This is a genomic window from Roseobacter sinensis (assembly GCF_025755255.1).
GTDB lineage: Bacteria > Pseudomonadota > Alphaproteobacteria > Rhodobacterales > Rhodobacteraceae > Roseobacter > Roseobacter sinensis.
In genome coordinates this window covers 39,780-60,961 of the sequence record NZ_JALIEB010000020.1, presented here as the reverse complement: position 1 = coordinate 60,961, position 21,182 = coordinate 39,780, and the positions used below count along the sequence as shown (strand labels likewise).

Genomic DNA, 21,182 nt, shown 5'->3' with positions numbered 1-21,182 from the left:
AAGAGATATGCAGCGCGCGCTGCCCCGCCCACCCGGCGCCTGGCACAGACGATGACCGGGCCGGAAAGGAACGGATTTGCCGGTGCGCGGCCTGACCGTCGCACCGCATCGGTCACGGCTGGCCTGACGCTCAGTCGGACCCGAACAGATCGCGGGTAAAGACTTTCTCCGCCACATCCGCCAGATCCGCCGACTGACGGTTGGTCAGGATGATGTCCGAGACCTCTTTCAGACGGTCAAGATCGTGGATCAGTTCCGAACCGAAGAAATCCACCGCATCGAGCTCGGGCTCGTAGACGACGACCTCGACCCCTTTGGCCTTCAACCGCTTCATGATGCCCTGGATGGAGCTTTGTCTGAAATTGTCGGACCCCGCCTTCATGACCAGCCGGTGCACGCCCACGCATTTCGGATTGCGGGCCAGGATCTGCTCGGCGATGAAATCCTTGCGGGTCCGGTTGGCATCCACGATCGCCTGCATGAGGTTCTGCGGAACCGACTGGTAGTTGGCCAGCAACTGCTTGGTATCCTTTGGCAGGCAATAGCCGCCATAGCCGAACGAGGGGTTGTTGTAATGCTCGCCGATCCGCGGATCCAGCCCGACCCCCTTGATGATATTGCGGCTGTCCATGCCATGGACCAGCGCATAGCTGTCGAGTTCGTTGAAATAGGCCACGCGCATCGCAAGATAGGTGTTGGCAAACAGCTTGATCGCTTCCGCCTCCGACGAGGAGGTAAAGAGCGTCGGGATATCGCGCGCGATCGCGCCCTCCTGCAACAGCGCGGCAAAGCGGCTCGCGCGCTCCGAGACCTCTCCGACGACGATGCGCGACGGATGCAGATTGTCGTAAAGCGCCTTGCCTTCGCGCAGGAACTCGGGGCTGAAGATCACCCGCGAGCCGTCGATGTCGCCATTGAGCGTCTCCGTATAGCCCACCGGGATCGTCGATTTCAGCACGATCGTGGCATCGGAGTTGACTGCCTTCACCTCCCGCACCACAGCCTCGACCGAGGATGTATTGAAGAAGTTGGTTTGCGGGTCGTAATTCGTCGGGGTCGCCACGACCACGAAATCCGCCTCGCGATATGCCGCGGCGCCATCCGTCGTGGCCGAGAGATCAAGCTCTCTGGTCTTGAGGTAGCTGTCGACATCGGGGTCGACGATCGGGCTCTGGCGCGCATTCAGCTGCTGCACCCGCACCGGATCGATATCAACCGCTGTGACCCGGTTCTTCTGGGCCAGCAGGACGGCAATCGACAGCCCCACGTAACCGATGCCGGCGACCGCGATCTTCTGCCCGGTCATGTTGTGTCCATCAGCTGCGGGCATAGGCATCTTCATAGCGCACGATATCGTCTTCCCCCAGATAGCTGCCGGTTTGCACTTCGATCAGAACCATCGGCACCTTCCCGGGGTTTTCCATCCGGTGCACGGCCCCCAGCGGGATGTAGACGCTCTGGTTCTCGGTCACGAGTTTGACCTCGTCATCGACGGTGACCTTCGCGGTGCCCTCCACGACGATCCAATGTTCGGACCGGTGGTGGTGGCTTTGCAGGCTCAGCGATGCGCCCGGGTGCACCACGATCCGTTTCACCTGGAACCGGCCGGCAATCACCAGGCTTTCGAACCAGCCCCACGGCCGGTGATCCACGGGGAACTCCACGGCCTGCTTGGCCTGTCTTTCCTTGAGGGCCGCCACGGCTTCCTTGACGCGCTGGCCGTCGGATTTGCGGGCGACCAGCACCGCATCCGGCATCGCCACGACTGTCATATCCTCCAGTCCGATGCCGACAAGCTCGAGCGATGGCGCCTCGCTGCGCAGCAGGGTGTCGCGACAGTCAATTGCTGTCGCATTCTGCGAACAGACATTGCCCGATGTGTCAGGATCGCTCTCCAGCCAGACCGCCTCCCAGCTGCCCAGATCGGACCAGGCCCCCGGATAGGGCATGACCATCAGGTTTTCGACCCGCTCCATGACGGCGTAGTCGATCGAGATATCCTCAAGCTGCGCCCAAGCGTCCGAGGCCAGCCGGGTGAAGCCCAGATCGCTCTTTGCATCGGCCACGGCCGCACGCACGCCGGCGAGGATCTCGGGCGCATGGGTCTCAAAAGCGGCCAGGATGGTGCGGACCGAGAACAGGAAGATCCCGGCATTCCACAGAAACCCACCCCGCGCCAACATCTCTTCGGCCCGCGCGGCATCGGGCTTTTCCACGAACCCCGCAAGATCCTGCGGCACGGTGGCTTCCGTGCTGGCGCCGGCGGCCAGCTCCAGATAGCCATATCCGGTCTCGGGACGGGTCGGGGTGATGCCGAAGGTGACAATCGCACCCCCTTGGGCGGCGGGCAGGGCCGCGTCGACGGCGGCGCGGAACTGCTCTGCATCCGCAATGACATGATCGGACGGCGCCACCAGCATCACGGCCTCCGGATCCGTCTGCGCCAGCCACACGGCCGCGGACAGGACGGCAGGTGCCGTATTGCGCGCTTCGGGCTCGATCAGGATGGCCTTGGCGGCCTGTTCGACACCGGCCAGCTGCTCGGCGGCGATGAAGCGGAAATCATCCGCCGTGACGATGATCGGCGCTTCATAAGTCGGGCCGGACAGGCGCTGTGCCGAGGCCTGAAACAGGCTCTGCCCTCCGGTCAGCTTGGAAAACTGCTTGGGATAAGACTTGCGGGACAAGGGCCAAAGCCGCGTTCCTGAGCCACCGCACAACAAGATCGGATAAACGCCTGACATTGATTACCCTTCGCTTGGAATCCCTCGCAACACATGCGCTTCAAGCGTGGCAGAAGGCTCAAAACACAGAAATCCCTTACGTCATCCCTGCAAAGGTCCGCAAGAGCTTTGCCACTTGAAGTAGAAGAGTGGCAAGAGTTTCACAAACTTGTAAAAGACTGCGGGTGACTGTGCGGCCACAGCAGTGCTGCCGCGGCCGGGCCGGGTCAGATAATCGGCGGTCCTGCCTCTTTTATCGGCGCCGCAGCACGCCCATTCCGAACAGGCCCACAAGCAACATCAGGCCCGCCGCCGGCAGCGGCACGGCAGCGACCGGACGCAGCGCGGTGAGGCGCAAGGTGCCGTCGGTGACGAAATGATCGCCGGTCAGCGAGATGCCGGTCCCGAAAAGCTCTGCCAGAATGGTGCGGCCGTCCAGGGCAGCGAACTCACCGATACCGGTGACGTTCCGGAACAGGAACTGGATCGTCCCGGTCATATCCGCCTGCGCATCGGCACCCGCAAGACTGCTGCTCAGCTCGCCTGCGCCAAACAGGACAAAGGCGGCCTGGGCCGGATCGGTGAGATCGAAACTGTTGATCTGCAGGATGGAGGCTGGATCATTCGCAAACAGCAGAGCGCCTCCGAAAATGCTGATTGTCGCCGGAGTGGCTTCGGTTACGACCGCTGCCCTTTCATATCCGAACGAGTTCAGATCGAGCAGAGCTGCCTTGGCTGTCGCCGGGACAAACATCATGAGGGCGGCCAAAACCGCATAACCTAAAGAGCGCATTTTAAATCCTAACTGGTTATGTCGAGATCACTCGGCACACGTTAACTATGAGGCCAGAGCATATTTACAGATCGGCCTCCAGACAACAAAGATCGGCGCGCTTTTCAGATAAAGTAGCTGTCGTCGAGTGTCGTGACGCCATTCAGGATCAGCATATCCAACTCAGGGTCGAGAGTGATGTAGAGGCTCTGCCCCATAACGCGAAATGATGCGACCTCGTGATCGCCCAGATCGATAGAATCGATTCCAACCTCGAAGTCGCGAATGGTGCGCGTCTCCCGCACGCCATTGCCGACCGAGCTCGAGAAATCGAAGACATCGGCCCCCGCGCCGCCCGCAAGAACATCCGAACGACCCCCGAAGGAGCGCAGAACCTCATCCGCATCGGTGCCGGTCAGATAATCGTTGCCGTCGGTGCCGAGCACGAGGCTCGGCCCCTGATCGACCGGATCCTCCACCGTGATCTCCACCGTCGCCGTATCGACCCCACCGGACCCGTCGGAGACCTCGTAGGTGAAGGTATCGGTGCCGCTGAATGCGCGCTCGGGGGTATATTCGAACCCGCCCTCCGCCGAGAGGGTGAGCGTGCCGTGCCTGGGTCCTGTCAGGACCTGCCCCAGAAGCGTGTCGCCGTCCACATCGCTGTCATTGGACAGCACCCCTTGCTGGGCCCCCACGACCAGCTTGGTGTCGAAGGCCGTTGAATAGGCGTCGTTGACGGCCTCGGGCGCGGTATTGACCGGACCGTTGTCTTCCTGGATCTCGGAGATGAACAGCTTGCCGCCGTCCCCCTGGCTGACACCCAGCCGCAGGGTGATCTCGTCAGCGGCATAGTTGTAGGTCAGGAACGCATCCTTCCCGTTGGCAAGTCCCGTCACATTGACGGAGGCAAACCGGCCGGTGAGCTCATCCGCCTCGATCAGGGTGGTTGCCCCGCTCAAGGTCGCGGTCAGCTGTGACAGATCGAGTTCCAGTTGCGCCCCGTCGATATCGACGGCCGAGCGGACATCGGTCCCGGCACTGAAGTGACCGCTGCGGAATTCGGTGATGCTGCCCAGCCCGTCGGCATCGGCCACGAAGCGCAGTTCCGATCCGGATGCGAAGCTCAGGCTGGCCTGCTGGGTGCTGTCGCCATCGAAACCGACCTTGGCGTCGCTGCCCTCGATGCTCAGGCTGCTTGTGCTGCCCAGCACGAACCGCGCGCCATCGGTTGCGAGAATGGCCTGGGCATTGTCCGAAATATCGATATCGGCCCGCCCTTCGAAAACACCCGTATTGGCAAAGCGCCCGCCATCGATATCGAGATCGAGCAGATCGCTGTCACGGTACGAGGCGGCCCACAGCTGCCCGGCGCGGTCGATGGTGATCCGGCCGGTCATATCGGCGGTGATCCCGCCGGTGACCTCGAGATGACCCTGCGAGATCGCGAGCCGCCCGCCCTGCCCCAGGTCCAGCCCCTTGAGGGTCGTGGTGCCGGCGTAGTTCACCCAGTTGCCGGCCAAGGCCACGCTGTCGCCCGCAACGCTGCCCGGCAGATCCTCCGTGCTCCAGTTGAGACGGTTGTCCCAGCGCACACCGTCGCCGATCGCATTGGGCACGAACCGCACGACCTCATCGTCGGTCCGGGCCTCTTGGGCAATGCCGAAACTCTTCTGGAAGTATGCAAGGATCATATCGGCATCGACCGCATTGCTGCCGGAGCCATCCGCATTCGCCCGCAGATAATCGGCAAGATCGGAGATCGTCGCATTGGGCTTGTTGAGCACCTGGGCCGCAAATTTCTGGATCGTGGTCTGATCCAGAACCGCCGGGTCGAGCCCTTCGACATTGGTGTTGTTGGGCCCGTTTTTCTTGCGCGCGATATCTCCAAGCCAGTTGTAGATGATCGTATCGTCAAAAACCGGCGCTTCGGCATTGACGCTGGTTTTCAGCGGGCTGTTGGTGTCGGTCTTTTCCGCCTGCTCCGCCGGGTTGTTGGGATCGGCCAGGTGGGTGATGATGTTGTCGACCAGCGTCGGGGTCTGCCCGTAGGCCCCGATACCGAGGGACAAGGCCCCTTCCTTTTCGGCAACCCGCTTGTGGCCTGCGGACACCACGAGGTTATCGGCAATGAGCGAGTAGTTTGCGGTATAGCCCTGATTGTCGAAGTTCCCGCCGAATGTGCTCAGCGCCGCATTGTTGTCGAGGAAGATGTTGTCCTCGATGAATCCTCCTGACCGGATCTGCGCCCCGAAGGAGGCGCCGCGCATATTGATGTTGTTGCTGAAGGTGACGTCGTCATTGGCCGACTGAATATAGACATTGTGGCTGTAGAAGCTGGGGGGCTGGCCCGCATCGGTCGAGACATTGTAATCGTAGCCCTCTTCCCAGCCATTGTGATCCAGAAGGTTGTTGTCGACCAGCACACCGTCGCTCAGCGTGACATAGAGGCCCGAGATGCGGTTCGACACCTGCTCCCAGGTCCCGTCCGCGCTGTTGATCGGCTCGTCCCGCACCACATCGATGACTTCGGAGTTGCGCAGCGTGAACCCATCCATGCTTCTGACGCTGAAAATGCCGCCGGTGACCGAGACATTGTCGAAGATGACGTTTTCACCCCAGAACGCCTTGACCCCTTCCTGGAAATCGAGGTCCTGGATCACGATGTTCTCGTTGCGCGACTGGAACATGTTGGCTTCGGACTGGATCACCGGCCGGTCCCCGGTACCATAAGCCGTGATGACCTGCGGGTGCAGTTCGGATTCCCCGCGCGCGCCCCGCGGGATCAGCCGGCCCACATCCCCATAGTCATAGCCCCGCTCGAACAGCAGCCAGTTGGAATTCGCATCCTCACGAAGCCCATTGATGGAATACCACAGCGCCATGCCGGCATCGGCGGCAAGCGCCTTGCCGGGTGTGCTGCCGTATTCGGGGTTGTCAGCCAGCCACTCTCCCGTGATCTTGCTCACGTCGAGGCCGTTTTCCTGCGCGATCTCGGCCAGGGTCAAGGCGCTTTCATCGCCTGAAATATAGACCTTGCGGTGATTGTCGCCGTGCTCGATGACCAGATCGCCCTGCGCATCGGTCTCCAGCATGTAGAAGTCACCCGTGCCCCAGCCCGAGTCCTGCAGCGGCGGCTCGACGGTGACATTGACAGTCTTCACGGAGGTGCCGCCATTCGCGTAAGCGACCTCGACCTCGAAATCCAGCGCCTCGGTTTCGCTGTTGTTGATCCCGGTCAGAACAAGCGCCAGGGAATTGTCCGGATTGACCGTGACATTGCCGAAATCCGCATTTTCCAGAACCCGTACACCGACAATGTTCTGATCCGGCAAATCCAATGTGGTGACGCGCCCTCCGGTCACAGTCGTTTTCAGCGTTCCGTCCAGCTGCACCGCTTCGATCGTGTTGGAAATGCTGTTTTGCGTTTGATCGCTCATGAAGACCTCAAGTATCTCTGCACGTCTCTATTTCTATTTCTCTGCGCCACGACCCTCGCTCTAGCGAGAGACCATGACAGTTTATCTTCGAGGAACGGCGCAGGCAGGCTGGGCAAAAGCATGGGAAATACATCGGGTGCAGACCCAATGGGCATTTCGCTTGTGATGGTATGTGATAGCCGAGCGCCCTATCGCTCAGTTTAAGTTGGCCCTGACGTATGTATCCCTGCGAAGCGCGTCGTTCTTTCTGGGAGACACACCCGAATCCATCTCCCGATATACGGGTGGCATAGAAAGAAACATTCGGAAACGCAAACGCGCTGCTTTTTCCCGGCAATTTTATGCCAGACCGGGCCGGTCCGCGCATAATCCCGCAAGATGAGGTCTAAAATATTGATCTTATTTTATAAATAATGGTCGCTGCCGTATGTTTTTCGAGAAGGCCGGCATACTCTTGCTGCCCGTTCACACGATGCTGTGCACAGTCTTGGCCTGCCGCGCATGCTCTGCTGCCCAAAAAAACATACTCGAACGTACATAGACCAGCCGCTTTGCGCACAAAGGCGCCGGATCTTCAGTCGTCTCCGTCGTCCTGAACCGGTCCTGTGTCCGATTCTTCTATGACACTCCGCGGATCGATCAGCAGTGCTGCGATCCAACCCGCGACGAACCCGCCCAGATGGGTCTCCCAGGCCAGCAAACCATCCATCAGCCACCACAACACCACGTTCAGCAGCAACAGCAGGCTTGCCCCGCGGACCACCGGCCAAAGCTTCGCGCGCGCGGTGAAGCGATCCACATAGCTCCAGGCCAGAATGCCGCCCGCCAGACCGAACAGCCCACCCGAGGCCCCTACCATCGGGCGCAGCGTGTCCGCCATCAGGCCGAACCCGGCGCCCCCGCCTACAACAGAGAGCACGTAGAGCAGAGTGAACCCTTTCGCGCCCACACGCTGCACCACGATGTTCCCCAGGCTGTAGAGAGTCATCATGTTTACGGCCAGGTGCACCACACCCGCATGCAGAAAGGCGTAAGTGAGGAACATCGCATAGGGTTGGAGCGGGTAGTTCGCCGTCCAGGCGCCCAGAAGACCCGGCCAGAACCCGGCATATTCATAGGCGGTCTGGCGCAGCCGGGGCGCGGGGATCACCCCGGCATCGCCCAGCACCAGAGCGGCTTCGGCAAGGCAGCACAGCACGATGATGCCAACCAGCACACCGCGACCCGGTTTGACATGAAGCTGCGGGAACCGTGAATGCTGAGCGGTCATCTTCTCCTTGCCAGATGGCCAATCTCCGACAGCTGCTGTCGGTCAGGGCCGTAAAGAGAAACTTTTCTGGATGCTGACAAAGAGCTCGCTGGTGTCTTCATCTGGCGTATTGTCCTGACGCGTCGTGGTGAAAACATACCCCGAGGACAGGCTCCAGCCCTGCGCCAGCGTATGATTATAGGTCACGTTGAACCGCACTGTGGATTCGTCGCTCGACGTGCCGTTCAGCACATTCTCATCGACCAGCTGGATGCCGCTGCTCAGCGAGGACAGTTTCGACAGCTCCCGAAAGTAGTTGATCGACAGGCGCGTCGCAACGGATTCAGCGTCAGAGGACGAGGTCGTGGCCGACTGGCTGAGGCTCACGCTGATCGTCGACAGCTTGTCAATGGTCTGGTCGATGTTCAGACCCAGCAGGGGCTGCGTCGAAAACCCTTCCGTCTTTGTGGCGCCCAGGCTCCAGGAGATATCCGTCTGACGCCATTCCAGCGTCCGGCCGAGCCGCACCTGGCGCCGCACCCCATTGTCGGTCTGCGACTGGGACACGCCCAGCGTATAGGTGCCATTGGTCACCGCACGGGTGGCCGAGAGATCCAGCCCCAGGCCGCTGTTGCGGGTGATCCCGCTGTCCTCGATGGTCTCGTTGTCCTCGTAGGAGACGCCAAGCGACAGGTTGGTCAGGCGATCGATCTGGTAGTCGGCGCCAACCCCGATCGTCTGGCGCTCGGTGTCTTCCTGCCCGGGGCCGTCTTCATCGGTCTCCGAAGATGTCGCGAACAACCGCCCCGTCAGCTGCGGCGAAAACCGGAACCGTGCTGTCGCGTTGAACGCGTCTGTCGTGCTGTCGTTGAGGCTGGTGTCATTGGTGTCGGAGAAATCCACCTCGCGGTGGCTGACCCCCAGTTCGAGACTGGCCGGACCGCTGCGCCCCAGCGTCAGCCCGCTGCTCAGGGCGGTTGTCGTGCGGGTCCCGCCGGTATCGATCACCACCTCATTGGTCGTGGGGTCGACGACAAAGGCGCTGTCTTCGAGGTCGATTTCCCGGAAACTGCCGTTGAAGGTGAATTCCGCGTTCTTGCTGGTCCGGACATAGCCGAGGTTCAACGAGGGCGTGTCGATCTCCGTATCGCCGGAATTGTCGAAGTTGTAGGACAGGCCGGCACTTGTGCTGAATGTCAGCTGCTGCGCGCTGGTCAGGCTTTGCAGCGTGACCCCGAGGCGCGTGATCGATTCAAGACCGTCATCCGCACTGTTTGAATCGTCACTGGTGTGCTCCAGCCGTTGTGACAGATCGAAGCGCATCAGCAGGCCCGGATCCGCCAGCACGATGACCGGCCCAAAAAGCGGCGCGCCAACGGCGACGACCGCAACCCCCGCAAGGCCCAGCCTGCGGTGTTTCGAAGAAATCAACGGGTATCGCAACGGCCTGCGCCCTTATTCAAAGAGCCTACGTTCCGGAACGAGGATGACATCACCATCCTGCAAGACGATGTCGCGCTCGAAAGAGCCGCCGTTCGAGATCGCACGGTAGTTGATCTCGAAAACCTGGTGCTCATTGGTGCGCGGGTCGGTCCGCCGCAACTGAATCCGCTTGGAGGCGGCGAAATTCGTCAGACCGCCGCTTTGCGAAAAGGCCTGCAGGAACGTGCTCCCGGCCAGAACCTGGCGCAGCCCGGGTGTGCCGACCTCGCCGGCAAAGTAGACGTTGATGGTCTCTTCCGTCGCGGCCGCGGCAACCTCCGGATCAACCGGCTGCACGGAGCTGACGGTGACAAAAACCGTGGGGGGCGATGCGAAGTTCACCGCGATTCCATCGGCGATGGCCCTTTGCACGTCGGCCACGGTCCGGCCGGCGGCGGTAATGGTGCCTGCAAACGGAAAGTTGATGCTCCCGTCGGGCAGGACCAGCACCGAGCGGTTGAGCAGGGAATCCTCCAGCACCTCAACGGCCAGCGTATCGCCGGGCTGCAGACGGTAGTTGCTCTGCGCGCTGACGGCGACAACTGAAAACAGTAAGGTGAAAAGTGCTGCCAGTAGGGTTTTCATTTGGGGCCTCAATTTGGTGTTGGCTTTTCTCGCGAACGATAACCTGTTCCCGTATCCGGTAGAACGTTAATGTGCTCCGCCGGGTGACACCGTACTGGTATGTTGTCCTTATAACACGGGATTTGGCAAGAACGGGCCGAATCCCGCCCATAATCGCGCGGATTCACAGACGCACGCGCCTCTCGGTCAGTGCTCAAAAGACAGCCTCGATCGCGCGTTCGAGCCGGGCCGATATCGTTTCGGGATCGTGGCGCCGGGCCGCATCCAGCGCCGCCTGGCGCATCTCGCGCACCGCCTCCGCCGGCATCTGCGCCGCCTCCGCGATGGTGCGCGCCAGATCCTCGGCATCACCCGCCCGATAGCAGAACCGCCGCAGAGAGGCCGGCAGCACGTCGCGCAGCGCCGGCAGATCCGGCAGGATCGGCACCGTGCCGAAGGTCAGGGCCAGCATCACAGAGCCCGATGTCAGAATGCTGGAAAACCCGAAGATGCAGAAATCCGCCTCCCCGAAGATCTCGGCGACCCGGGCATCCGGGATGAACCCCGACGAGACCTGCATGGGCACCCCCGGAAGCACTGCGTCCTGCACCCGTTCTGCGCCGCGCCCGGCAATATGCACCCCTTCGAGCGTCGCCGTCTCGGCGGCACGGCGCAGGCCCTCGAGGATCAGATCCAGCCCCTTGTTCTCGCGGAAGAACCCAAAGGCCAGAAATCGCCCCGTCGCGGCAAGCTGCGCCGGATCCGCCGGCGGGGCATACCAGCCGAGGTAGCTGGGATGCGGGATCACGACGATTCTGGCAGGGTCCGCCCCATAGCGCGTTTGGATCAGATCCTGCGCCTGCTGGCTGTGCACATGGATCACGTCGGCCCGGGCGCACAGAAAGGCCCGCCCCGCGTCGAACAGCGCCTGCGTCTGTGGGGCCATTTCGGTATGGGCATCGGCGTTGTGCACCGTCCACACCAGCGTGCCGCCCCGCGCCTGAAACGCCTCGAGCCGAGCGCAGTAAGAGGGGGCCTGCCCGCCGGGCCCCGGGGTCAGGTGAAACTCGTCCCAGTGCAGATGATACACCTGGGCCAGCCCCAGGGTCTGATAGAGCTTGAGCCGTGCGGGCGCCGCAGCCGAGACGCGGCTGGCAAAGGCGCTGTAGAGCAGCGTCTGATAGGGGTTGTCAAAGATCGCCGGTCCGTACAAGACTGATCGACGGCGCGGGTGCAGAGCCTTCCAGCCTGCCGCGCGCAGCAGTTTCTGGCCCTGCTGCCGCCGTGCATGCGCCTGATGCAGAGGGCCGATGTGACCGGCAGCGGAACCCGTCACCCGGCGCACCGCGCAACCGCACTGGATACCTGCCCGGCAGAGCCCGCCCCCCAAGGCCGCTGCACTCTGGCAAACGCATGTGTGTCTGGCGTCATACGGAGGTCTTCCTTGCAGCTTTCACCGGGGTGCGGGCCCGCCTTTCTTGCGTCGCACCACCGGTGGCGTCAACCTTTGGCCAGACGGTGCGCGCAAGCACCCGCGCATGAGGAACAGAAAGCGCTTTTCTCCACCACGGCGGTGCGGCACATATGCGCCTATGACCCGCCCCGCCCTTGCACATTGGAATCCGATCAAGCGCCGGTTCGGCGGGCGGATCGGCCGCCGGTTGCCCTTCTATGCGCCGGTGAACAATTTTGGCGATCTTCTGGGGCCCATGGTCGTCGAAAAAATCCTTGAACGTCAGAATATTGCAGCGCCTCAACGCCTGTCGTTCGAAGCCGCGGAAGGCCACCGGAAACTGCTGTCCGTGGGCTCTGTCCTGCATTACGCCAACGACGGGGATGTGGTTTGGGGCGCGGGGCGCAACGGCAAGATCGACGACACCCTGCACAGGTTCACAACGCTCGACGTGCGCATGGTGCGCGGCCCCAAGACACGCGCCTTCCTCCAGGCGCGCGACCTCGATGTCCCGGAGCTCTATGGTGACCCCGGGCTGCTGGTGCCGACCCTCTTTCCGGAGCAGATGGCCGCCTGGCAGGCCGGGCGCGGCGGCATGACCCTCGTGCCCAACCTGAACGATGCGCCCGCCAGGCACAGCGAGGGCCGGGTGCTGAACCCCCGCGCGCCGGTCTGGCGCGTGCTCAAGGACCTCTATGAAAGCGAGATCGTCGTATCGTCGTCGCTGCACGGTTTCATTCTGGCAGAGGCCTTTGGCGTGAAAGCCCGCCTGCTGCGGTCCACGGCGGAACCCCTGTTCAAATACGAAGATTATCTGCAGGGCACCGGCCGCAGCGACCTGCCCCTCTATGACACGATCGTCGAGGCACTCTCGGCACCGGATCACCCTGCGCCGGTCTTTGATCCGGAGCGGATGATCTCGGCCTGCCCCATCGAGCTGTTCAAACAGTAACGGCCAAGGCCCGCGCCCCCTGCTGCAGCGGCCCGGCCCCGATGACCCACCCGGTCAGCCGTAGCCGTATTCGCTGTCGTCTTCGGTGATGTTCCGGCAATCGTTCAGAACGACGCCCAGAACATTGGTGCACTCGGCGACTTCGCGTTCGCACACGTCGAGGCGCGACAGATGCGTCTGCTCCGAGCGCACGACGATCAGAGCGCAATCGACATTCTCCAGCGTGGCCCGGGTGTCGTCGATCAGCAGCATGGGCGGCAAATCGAAGATCATGATATCCGGTTCGAACTGCGCCTGCAGATCGTCGAGCGCCTTGGGCACCTTGTCGGACAGCAAGAGCTTCGTCGGGTCCTTGACCGGTTTCGAAGACAGCGACATCGCCACATTGTCGCGCAACCTCAGAAGCTGCTCCTGCGGCGGGACCTGCCCGGTCAACACGTCGCACAGATCATGCGCCGGCGTGCATCCGAGCCGGCTGGCAATGCTCGGCATCCGCAGGTCGGCATCCAGAAGCATGGCCCGCGCTTCGGTCTGCCGCGAGAACCCCGCTGCCAGGTTGCAGGAGATCGTCGTCTTGCCGGACCCTGAATCCGGCGAGGTGACGGCGACCCGTTTCCAGCCGTTCTCGCGCATGGTCAGGAAGATCTTGGTGCGCAGAATATCGAAGGAGGCGGCCTCTTTCTGTGCGGTATGGGCAAGGATCGTGTTGCGTTCCAGCAGCTGCGGATCCGGCTCGAAGGGTGTGAGCGCGGCCCAGGCCTGATCGACGGCGCTCGGCTCGGAGCGCGCCAGGCGGGTTCGGGGCGCATGGGGTTTGACGCCGGATTTCACCTCGCCGCGTTCCTGCCGAGCCTTGCTCAGCGCTTTTTGCAGTTTTTCCATAAAAGCTGACTACCCGTGAAGCATTGATGACATCCAAAGGATCCGGCGCAAGAGCAGGGGCCCTACAGCACAAGGTCCTTGAGTTTCTGGAAGACCAGATCGAGCGGCATGTAATAGGTGTCGACCGCCCAGAGGATGATCGGGACGGATATGATGACGAGCCCGGTCGATGACAGCAGCAGGATGTGCCGCCACCGGCGCCGCGCCGGAGGCTCGAAGCTCGGGATCGTGATCAGAGGCGTGATCTGCAGCGCATTTTCAATCTCGGATGGGCGGCGGATGGACTGGTTGATGAACTCCAGCAGGAAGAAAAACGCCCCCGCCAGGGCAAGCCCGATCGCGACCCCCATGCCTGCGATTGCAGACCGGTTAGGGCCCGACGGCCGCCGCGGCACCGAGGCCGGCTCCAGAACCGTGATCCGCTGACCGCGTGCCGACAGCTCGATCCGCTCGCCCGTCCGGGCCTGCGAGAGCCCTTGCACGGCACTGTTGTACAGGCTGCGCGTATTTTCCCGGTCCCGCTCCATATCGTCGAGCGCAATCCGGTTTGCCGGGGTCCGCTCGATCGTATCCTGAAGGCGCCCCAGCTCGGCGGTGATGTCCACGATCTCTTCATCGATCGTTTCGATGCGGGTGTCGATCTCGGCCAGGGACACCTCGAAAGCCTCCACCCGCTGTGTCTCGGCCAGCTCCTCGGGGCTGAGATCCGACGCCGTGTCATTGAGCGCCTGCACGCCGATCTGGGCGGTCAGCGTCTCGATGCGGTTGCGCAGCAGTTTGATCTTCGGGTTCTGCTCGGAATAGACGCCAAGGGCCGACCGCAGCTCGCTTTGCAGCCGGCGCAACTCGGCCTCTTCGGGAGACCGCGCCGGCTGGGCGGCAGCGGGGTTCAGGGCGCCCGCTGTCTGGAAGATCCGTTTGATATTCTCGCGCTGCGCCACCAGCGCATCGCGATCCCGCTCGGCCCGCGACAGCCGTTCCTGCAGAAAGGACTGCCGCTCCAGCCGGAAGTTGAGGTTCTCCGGCAGAGCGTCGGCGTTTTCATTCTTGAACTGCACGATGCGCGCATTGATCTCGTTGAGCTCCGTCGAGAAGTCGGAGACTTCCTTTTGGAAGAAATCGAGCGTGTTTTCGGCGCGCTCGGCCCGGAAGCTGCTGTTTGCGGACAGAATGATGGTCACATATTCATTCACGACCCCGGTGACCTTGTTCGGATTGTCGCCTCTGAAGCCGACGGTCATGAGCGTCGCGCGGTTGCGCCCGCTGGTGCGTTTGATGGACGTCCGCGACCGCATCTGGGCCACCACATCGTCCGGGTTCATCGCCGACTGGTTGGGGAAGATGTTGTTGTTGCGCGCCACATCCAGCAAATTCGCGCGGGTCAGCAGACGCTGCTGGATGACCTCGAGCTGCTCCAGCGGATCGACGTCGATCGTGGAGCGCACCATGCTGTCGGGGATCTGCGGGCTCTCGACCAGCAACTGCGCGCTGGTCGAGAAGGTCGGCGGCAACCGCAGCGCCATCAGCACGCCGATACAGGCCGCCAGAAGGAAGAGCGCAACCATGGCCGGCGAGCGCCGGACCAGAAGCCTGAGGTAGAACTTGAGATCGTTAATCATTCCGCAACCTTGAAAATTGGGTTTTCAAGCACAAGCGTGCTGTCCGGCTGGATCTTCACGAAGATGCCGTCGTCGACCAGCTCGCGCACCTGATCGATCCCGACGATCCGCTTTTCGCTCGCCGCGGCATAGACGAACGCCAGATCGCAGTACTTGTTGATCAGCCGGGGCACCCCCCCGCTCTCTTCGTAGATGCTCTTGATCGCATAGGAGGACATCTCGTTGCCCGTGCCGCCCACATGGATCAGGCGGTGCTGGATATAGGCCTTCGTCTGCTTCAGATCCAGCGGCTGGAGATGGTAGGTCGCCGTCACCCGCTGCGAGAACTGAACCAGATAGGGGCTCGCGATCATGTCCCGCAACTCCGGCTGCCCCACCAGGATCAGCTGCAGCAGCTCGTCCTTGTTGGAGTTGATGTTGGTGAGCATGCGCAGCTCCTCGAGCGCCTCCACCGAGAGGTTCTGGGCCTCGTCGATCACCAGCACCACGTGACGCCCCTTGGCGTATTCATCCAGCACGAATTCCTGGAAGCGCCGGAAGAGGGTGATGTAATCGTCCTGCGCCATCGCTTCGATCGACAGGGCATAGAGCACCCAGCGCAGCAGGTCGCCGCGCCCGCCCTGCGCGTTGGAAATCAGGCCAATGGTGACGTCATCGTCCAGCGTGCTCAGCAGGTGCTGAACCAGCGTGGTTTTGCCCGCGCCGATCTCGCCGGTCACGACCGTCAGGGGCGCGCGCGTCGCCAGCCCGTACTCAAGCACCGAATACGCCCGCTTGTGGCTGTCCGACCAGAACAGGAAGTCCGGATCCGGCAGGAGCGTGAAAGGCCGCTCCGAGAAGCCAAAAAACGATGTGTAAAGCTCTGCCACCATTGAACAAGATGTCCTTTTCTACAGGCTTTTGATCACTGCAACGATACGGACCATATCCTCAAACCGTCTCACTCTTAACTCAACCTTCCAGCGTATCATCGCACATCTAACACGCACCGGAAACAACGCGCGAATCCAAAACCGCACCTCCGGGGCCATCACATCGCGCGCCATACATATGAATTGCGGCACTGATAGGGAACCGCTTGTAGGCTGCTTTCGTGGGTGATGGGCGTCCGATTCGCGCGCCATCTTGATTTTTAGGCAACCATGCCACCCATTCGTTGAATTTCGATCACGGATGTACACGCATAAGTTGATGTTTCACCTAAGCTTCAAGCAAACATCATACAACTTGCGTCAAATTCGAGCAAAATTCACCAAGAAATCGATCTACCGAAGAGACAGCTAGAGTTTTAGTCAATTTTCTTCTAAGTGTAGGGAGGTGTCCAAATGCGGGTGCCCAGTGATGTGAAAGTTGTGCGGCAATTGCGCCAAATGTTTGTGCTTAACCAGGTGACCGACCTCAATATCGGGAGTTGTTATTGATGCCATTTGATACCCATGATGCTCGATTGAAAATCGAGATGGGCCCCTCCGCAACAACCTACGCTCCATCCAGCACGCCAGCCGATCCTCTGTTTTGCTACAAGAACACCGTGAAACGGCTGTTTGATGTCACCCTCGTCCTGATGAGCGCCATCATTGTCGCCCCCGTCATCCTGGTGATGGCGTTTCTCGTGGCTCTGGACGGGCACGCCCCGTTTTACACGCAGTTGCGGGTCGGCCGGAACGGCAAGACCTTCCGGATCGTCAAGATGCGCACGATGGTGCACAACGCGGATGAGGTTTTCGAAGAGCACCTGCGCAAGAACCCCGAGCTGCGGGCCGAATGGGACGCCACGCAGAAACTGAAGAACGACATCCGCATCACGCGCATCGGACGCTTCCTGCGCAAAACATCCCTGGATGAGCTGCCGCAGCTGATCAATGTCCTGACCGGCTCCATGTCCCTGGTCGGGCCGCGGCCGATGATGGTGTCGCAACAGGAGCTCTACCCGGGTCAGAGCTACTACCGCATGCGCCCCGGCGTGACCGGCTTCTGGCAGATCTCCGACCGCAACGACTGCAAGTTCAGCGACCGTGCAAAATACGACGCGAACTACGAGCGGGCGATGTCCCTCAAGACCGATGTGGCGGTTTTGTGGCGGACGGTCTTCGTGGTTCTGCGCGGAACCGGCTACTGAGACACGCCCGGCCGCGACGCCTGGGCCCCTTTCACTAAAAAACACAAAAAATTGTAATCTTCTTCGACGGGATTATAAGCTAGGTTCACCTCTCATGACGGGCTGCGGACTGGAACGACCGCTGCGTCATGATTATGCTCGAGGTGCTTTTCTGTGTACGAGGTTATTTTTCGATGAGTATTAAGTCTGTCTTCACCAAGACGACCGCCATGGTGCTGTTTTGTCTGTTTCTGGCCGCTTGCGAAAGCTCCGAGGAGAAAGCGCAGGGCCACTATGAAACAGGGCTGGAACTCATCGCGGAGGGCGATGACCAGCGGGCCACGCTTGAATTCAGAAACGCCTTGCAGCTGGTCCCGACCATGCTCGAAGCCCGCCGGGAGCTCGCCAAGCTCTACCTCAAGAGCGATGACACCTTCCGCGCCTTCCGTGAATTCCTGCGGGTCGCTGAGCAGGATCCCGAGGATGCCGAAGTCCAGCTCGTCCTTGCCCAGCTGTCCTTCCTGGAAAACCGCTGGGATATTTTCGACCGCCACAGCGGCAAGGCCGTCGAGCTCGACCCCGACAACCCCGAGGTGCAGATCATCGCTCTGGCGGGCCAATATCGGAATGCCGCGATGGAAGAGGATGGCCCGGCCATCCGGTCGATCATCACCACGGCGGAAACGATGCAGGACACCAGCCCGGACAGCGCGATCCTGCGCCAGATCCTGATCGATGGCTACATCCGCGAAAGCCGGCTGGAGGCTGCGCTGACCCAGATTGCGCAGGCGCTCGAGGCCGATCCGGATGACCGGCGGTTCTATACCGTCCAGGCGCAGGTTCAAGGACGTCTGGGCGACATGGATGCGCTGGAAAGCACGCTCTCGACGATGGTCGAGCGGTTCCCCGACGATCCGCAGCTGCGCACCCAGTACCTGCAGTTCCTGGTCTCGCAGGGCAAGACCGATGCCGCCGAGGACTTCCTGCGCGTTCAGGCCGAGAATGCGGCACAGGACGACGCTGCAGATGTGACAACACTTGTGCAGTTCATCCTGCAGGTCCGGGGCAATGAGGCCGCGCTGGCGGAGCTGGACAGCCAGCTGGAACAGAATCCCGACAATCCGATCCTGCAAAGCCTGCGGGCGTCCTTGCAGTTCGACATGGGCGAGCGCGCCGAAGCGGTGGCCCAGATGGAGCGGATCATCGGGACCTTCCCGCAGGACGAGATGACCGATGCCGAGGCCGACGCGCTTGAGCGCATCAAGACCACATTGGCCACGATGCTGATCGCCAATGGCAACGAAGTCGGGGCCCGGCGGACCGTCGAGGAGATCCTGGCCAGGAATGCCAATGCGGCCGGGGCCCTGAAGATGCAGGCCACCTGGATGATCGCCGACGACGACACCGACGGTGCGATCACCGCCCTGCGCACGGCCCTCGCGGAAGAGCCCGAAGACGTGCAGGCCATGACCCTCATGGCCAGCGCCTATCAGCGCGCGGGCAACAACGAGCTGATGATGGATTTCCTGTCACTGGCGGCAGAGGCGTCCAATTACGCATCCCAGCCGTCCCTGCGCTATGCCACCGCCCTGGCACAGAGGGGAAATCTGGACCAGGCCGAAGAGACCCTTCTGCAATCCTTGCGGATTCAGCCCAACAACATGGATGTGCTGATCGCGCTGGGTCAGGTCTATCTCGAACAGGATGACGCCGGCCGGACCACGCAGGTGATCGAAACGCTGCGCCGTCTGGGAAGCGCGGAGGCCGATCGCGCCGCCACGGCACTCGATGTCTCCCAGCGGGTGCGCAACAACGGCATCGACGAAGCGGTGGCATATCTCGAACAGCTGTCGCAGCAGGACGAAACGCTCAAGGTGCCGCTGATCCGCGCGCATCTGCAGGCGAACGAACCGGACAAGGCCATGGCGATCGTGGCGGGCATTCTCGAAGACGACCCGTCCAACGCCTCGATGCGCTATCTCCAGGCGTCCATTCAGATGGCGACGGGTCAGACCGAAGAGGCCCGGGCCGGGCTCACCGGCCTTGTGGAGGACCAGCCCGGCATGGCGCAGGCCTGGATCCAGCTGGTCAATCTCAGCCTTCAGGATCGCCAGTCCGATGCCGAGGTCCTCTCCCTGATCGATACGGCCCTGACCAGTACCGATCAGAACGTCAACCTGCTCTGGATCAAGGCCTCGGTGCTGGAGCGGGGCGGCGATCCCGAAGGGGCCATCGCTATCTATGAGGCACTTTACGAGAGAGATTCCTCCTCCGTCATCATTGCCAACAACCTCGCCAGCCTGCTCTCCACAGTCCGGACCGACGAGGCCAGCCTGCAACGGGCCGTCGCGATCGCACAGCGGCTGAAGGATGCGGATATCCCGGCCCTGCAGGACACATACGGCTGGTTGCTCTACAGGACCGGAAACATCGAGGACTCTGTCCCGTACCTCGAGAAAGCCGCCCAAGGGCTGCCCAATGACGGGCGTGTGCAATACCATCTCGGCATGGCCTATCACGGGGTCGGCCGCACCGAAGAGGCGCTGGCGCAGATGCAGAAGGCCATCGACGTGATCGGGCCGATTGGCGATTCCGAGTTGCTGGAGGAGATCAAGGCACAGGTGCAGGAGATCCAGGCAGGCCCGGCCGACAACTAAAGCAATACACCTGAAATGTGCATCACCTGTCGCTGCTTGATTTCAACGACACCAACGCAACAGGTGATGCACACTGTCTCAGGTCAAAGGCGAAACGCTCTCGGCGGCCAGTCGTGCGCGAACCGCTCTGCCCTCACGCGAAGAGAAAGGCCATATCCTGCACAAATCCGCCGCGATCGAGATAGGTGCGCACCCGCTGGTGGGCTGTCCGGGCGATCTGCGCACATCGCTCCTCATCGGAGAGAGCTGTCCGGATGACCTCTTCGAGGTCTGCGAAATCCCAGCGCACCGGCAGGTAGGTCACCCCGGCCTCGTAAAGCTCGGGCGCGGTCTCGAGATGGCTCATGTCCGGCTTGATCAGCACCGCCCCGGCCTGAAACGCCTCGATGTCACGCCAGCACAGCTCGCCATAGCCGAAGGGGCTGAAACACAGCCGTGCATCAGAGAGCTCTGCCATGAACTCCGCCAGCGACAGCTTGCCCGGGGGTGAGAGGGTCAGATCCGGGATGCGTTCGATGCGCGCCTGGGCGTCCCGGCGCATGGCCGTGTACCATGGTGAGCCTGTCACGCCGAGCCGCGACTGCACATCGATGCTGCGCCCGGACGCCGGCGGCAGGGGATGCTCCAGAAAGCCCGAGACAAAGCGGGGGGCGGTGAAGAAATTGGGGCTGAAGCGCAACCGGTCCAGCAAGGCGGCCGGCACGGTCCAATCCACCGGCTCCCCGGTCTCGACGCCGTAAAGATCGCTGTAGTATTCCGTCAGGTTGGTGTCGCCGCGGAAGGCCCGCAGATACTGCTCGCGGTCCCGAAACAGGGATTTTTTCAGATAGTAGCGGATATAGGGCTCGACCGCCTGACCCAGGCGCAGATCGTTATGGGCGAAGGAATCGAGAAACGAGACCCGGGCCTGCGGCAGACGGGTGCAGAGCCTCTCAAGCGCGCGGGCCAGATCCTCGGCGGGCGTCGTAAACCAGGGCTGGATCAGGACGATATCGGCCTCGGGCCCTGCCCGGCCTTCCAGAAACGCCTGCACGGGCGCACAGCGGATGGTGGCCCCGTAGCGCGCCTGCAGTGCTGCGGCGTGATGCACGAACGGGTAGATCTGTGACCAGCAGATCGCGCTGTCCGTGTAATAGATCAGCACCCGGCATGCGGCATTGCGTGGAAACCCGCGGTTCAACCAGCGGGCCGCCAGGGGCTTGGCCGCCCCGCCGGACATGGCGCGCCCCGCCCGGCGGTCCGCTGCGGACCACGGCGCCATCAGACGGGCCGCGCCCGGAACAACGGCAGG

15 protein-coding genes are annotated in these 21,182 nt (G+C 62.0%); 3 read left to right on the top strand and 12 right to left on the bottom strand.

Annotated features, from left to right (window positions below; genetic code table 11):
- Window positions 1–130: 130 nt before the first annotated feature.
- The 8 genes from MUB52_RS20540 to MUB52_RS20505 form a co-directional block, all read right to left on the bottom strand.
- The gene (locus tag MUB52_RS20540) at window positions 131–1,306 is read right to left on the bottom strand and encodes a nucleotide sugar dehydrogenase (protein WP_263846023.1); all 1,176 of its coding nucleotides are present in this window, start codon (window positions 1,304–1,306) and stop codon (window positions 131–133) included.
- 10 nt (window positions 1,307–1,316) lie between these two features.
- Entirely contained in the window at window positions 1,317–2,744 is a 1,428-nt protein-coding gene (locus MUB52_RS20535) for a mannose-1-phosphate guanylyltransferase/mannose-6-phosphate isomerase (protein WP_263846022.1), read from the bottom strand.
- A gap of 232 nt (window positions 2,745–2,976) precedes the next feature.
- Entirely contained in the window at window positions 2,977–3,516 is a 540-nt protein-coding gene (locus MUB52_RS20530; RefSeq protein WP_263846021.1) for a VPLPA-CTERM sorting domain-containing protein, read from the bottom strand.
- Window positions 3,517–3,620: 104 nt separating this feature from the next.
- Window positions 3,621–6,935: an Ig-like domain-containing protein gene (locus tag MUB52_RS20525; protein WP_263846020.1), complete on the bottom strand. Its 3,315-nt coding sequence runs from the start codon at window positions 6,933–6,935 to the stop codon at window positions 3,621–3,623.
- 574 nt (window positions 6,936–7,509) lie between these two features.
- Window positions 7,510–8,205 carry a rhomboid family intramembrane serine protease gene (locus MUB52_RS20520; protein ID WP_263846019.1) on the bottom strand — a complete coding sequence of 232 codons (696 nt, stop codon included), beginning with the start codon at window positions 8,203–8,205 and terminating at the stop codon, window positions 7,510–7,512.
- Window positions 8,206–8,247: 42 nt separating this feature from the next.
- The gene (locus MUB52_RS20515; protein ID WP_263846018.1) at window positions 8,248–9,627 is read right to left on the bottom strand and encodes a hypothetical protein; all 1,380 of its coding nucleotides are present in this window, start codon (window positions 9,625–9,627) and stop codon (window positions 8,248–8,250) included.
- A gap of 12 nt (window positions 9,628–9,639) precedes the next feature.
- Window positions 9,640–10,251: a polysaccharide biosynthesis/export family protein gene (locus MUB52_RS20510; RefSeq protein WP_263846017.1), complete on the bottom strand. Its 612-nt coding sequence runs from the start codon at window positions 10,249–10,251 to the stop codon at window positions 9,640–9,642.
- A gap of 193 nt (window positions 10,252–10,444) precedes the next feature.
- On the bottom strand, window positions 10,445–11,566 hold the full coding sequence (locus tag MUB52_RS20505) for a glycosyltransferase family 4 protein (RefSeq protein ID WP_404818255.1): 1,122 nt from the start codon (window positions 11,564–11,566) through the stop codon (window positions 10,445–10,447).
- A gap of 256 nt (window positions 11,567–11,822) precedes the next feature.
- Here MUB52_RS20505 and MUB52_RS20500 point away from each other — a divergent pair, with 256 nt between their 5' ends.
- Window positions 11,823–12,635 (top strand): polysaccharide pyruvyl transferase family protein, encoded by an 813-nt coding sequence (locus MUB52_RS20500; protein WP_263846015.1) that lies wholly within the window; start codon window positions 11,823–11,825, stop codon window positions 12,633–12,635.
- A gap of 54 nt (window positions 12,636–12,689) precedes the next feature.
- On the opposite strand, the gene MUB52_RS20495 is transcribed toward MUB52_RS20500, so the two are convergent.
- From MUB52_RS20495 to MUB52_RS20485, 3 genes are all read right to left on the bottom strand, one after another.
- Entirely contained in the window at window positions 12,690–13,517 is an 828-nt protein-coding gene (locus MUB52_RS20495) for a tyrosine-protein kinase family protein (RefSeq protein ID WP_263846014.1), read from the bottom strand.
- 62 nt (window positions 13,518–13,579) lie between these two features.
- On the bottom strand, window positions 13,580–15,136 hold the full coding sequence (locus MUB52_RS20490) for a GumC family protein (protein ID WP_263846013.1): 1,557 nt from the start codon (window positions 15,134–15,136) through the stop codon (window positions 13,580–13,582).
- Window positions 15,133–16,008: an ExeA family protein gene (locus MUB52_RS20485; RefSeq protein ID WP_263846012.1), complete on the bottom strand. Its 876-nt coding sequence runs from the start codon at window positions 16,006–16,008 to the stop codon at window positions 15,133–15,135. Before MUB52_RS20485 ends, MUB52_RS20490 begins: the two co-directional genes overlap by 4 nt.
- Before the next feature lie 548 nt (window positions 16,009–16,556).
- Here MUB52_RS20485 and MUB52_RS20480 point away from each other — a divergent pair.
- Window positions 16,557–17,255: a sugar transferase gene (locus MUB52_RS20480; protein WP_263846011.1), complete on the top strand. Its 699-nt coding sequence runs from the start codon at window positions 16,557–16,559 to the stop codon at window positions 17,253–17,255.
- 173 nt (window positions 17,256–17,428) lie between these two features.
- Window positions 17,429–19,891, top strand: coding sequence for a tetratricopeptide repeat protein (locus tag MUB52_RS20475; RefSeq protein WP_263846010.1), 2,463 nt, complete (start codon window positions 17,429–17,431; stop codon window positions 19,889–19,891).
- Between the two features lie 133 nt (window positions 19,892–20,024).
- On the opposite strand, the gene MUB52_RS20470 is transcribed toward MUB52_RS20475, so the two are convergent.
- Window positions 20,025–21,152 (bottom strand): glycosyltransferase, encoded by a 1,128-nt coding sequence (locus MUB52_RS20470; protein ID WP_263846009.1) that lies wholly within the window; start codon window positions 21,150–21,152, stop codon window positions 20,025–20,027.
- Window positions 21,153–21,182: the final 30 nt, after the last annotated feature.

Bases quoted from the DNA above. Each gene is read 5' to 3' on its own strand.
- MUB52_RS20535 (WP_263846022.1), bottom strand. From the start codon at position 2,744: ATGTCAGGCGTTTATCCGATCTTGTTGTGCGGTGGCTCAGGAACGCGG.
- MUB52_RS20540 (WP_263846023.1), bottom strand. From the start codon at position 1,306: ATGACCGGGCAGAAGATCGCGGTCGCCGGCATCGGTTACGTGGGGCTG.
- MUB52_RS20475 (WP_263846010.1), top strand. From the start codon at position 17,429: ATGAGTATTAAGTCTGTCTTCACCAAGACGACCGCCATGGTGCTGTTT.
- MUB52_RS20500 (WP_263846015.1), top strand. From the start codon at position 11,823: ATGACCCGCCCCGCCCTTGCACATTGGAATCCGATCAAGCGCCGGTTC.
- MUB52_RS20485 (WP_263846012.1), bottom strand. From the start codon at position 16,008: ATGGTGGCAGAGCTTTACACATCGTTTTTTGGCTTCTCGGAGCGGCCT.
- MUB52_RS20530 (WP_263846021.1), bottom strand. From the start codon at position 3,516: ATGCGCTCTTTAGGTTATGCGGTTTTGGCCGCCCTCATGATGTTTGTC.
- MUB52_RS20520 (WP_263846019.1), bottom strand. From the start codon at position 8,205: ATGACCGCTCAGCATTCACGGTTCCCGCAGCTTCATGTCAAACCGGGT.
- MUB52_RS20525 (WP_263846020.1), bottom strand. From the start codon at position 6,935: ATGAGCGATCAAACGCAAAACAGCATTTCCAACACGATCGAAGCGGTG.
- MUB52_RS20495 (WP_263846014.1), bottom strand. From the start codon at position 13,517: ATGGAAAAACTGCAAAAAGCGCTGAGCAAGGCTCGGCAGGAACGCGGC.
- MUB52_RS20470 (WP_263846009.1), bottom strand. From the start codon at position 21,152: ATGGCGCCGTGGTCCGCAGCGGACCGCCGGGCGGGGCGCGCCATGTCC.
- MUB52_RS20490 (WP_263846013.1), bottom strand. From the start codon at position 15,136: ATGATTAACGATCTCAAGTTCTACCTCAGGCTTCTGGTCCGGCGCTCG.
- MUB52_RS20510 (WP_263846017.1), bottom strand. From the start codon at position 10,251: ATGAAAACCCTACTGGCAGCACTTTTCACCTTACTGTTTTCAGTTGTC.
- MUB52_RS20480 (WP_263846011.1), top strand. From the start codon at position 16,557: ATGCCATTTGATACCCATGATGCTCGATTGAAAATCGAGATGGGCCCC.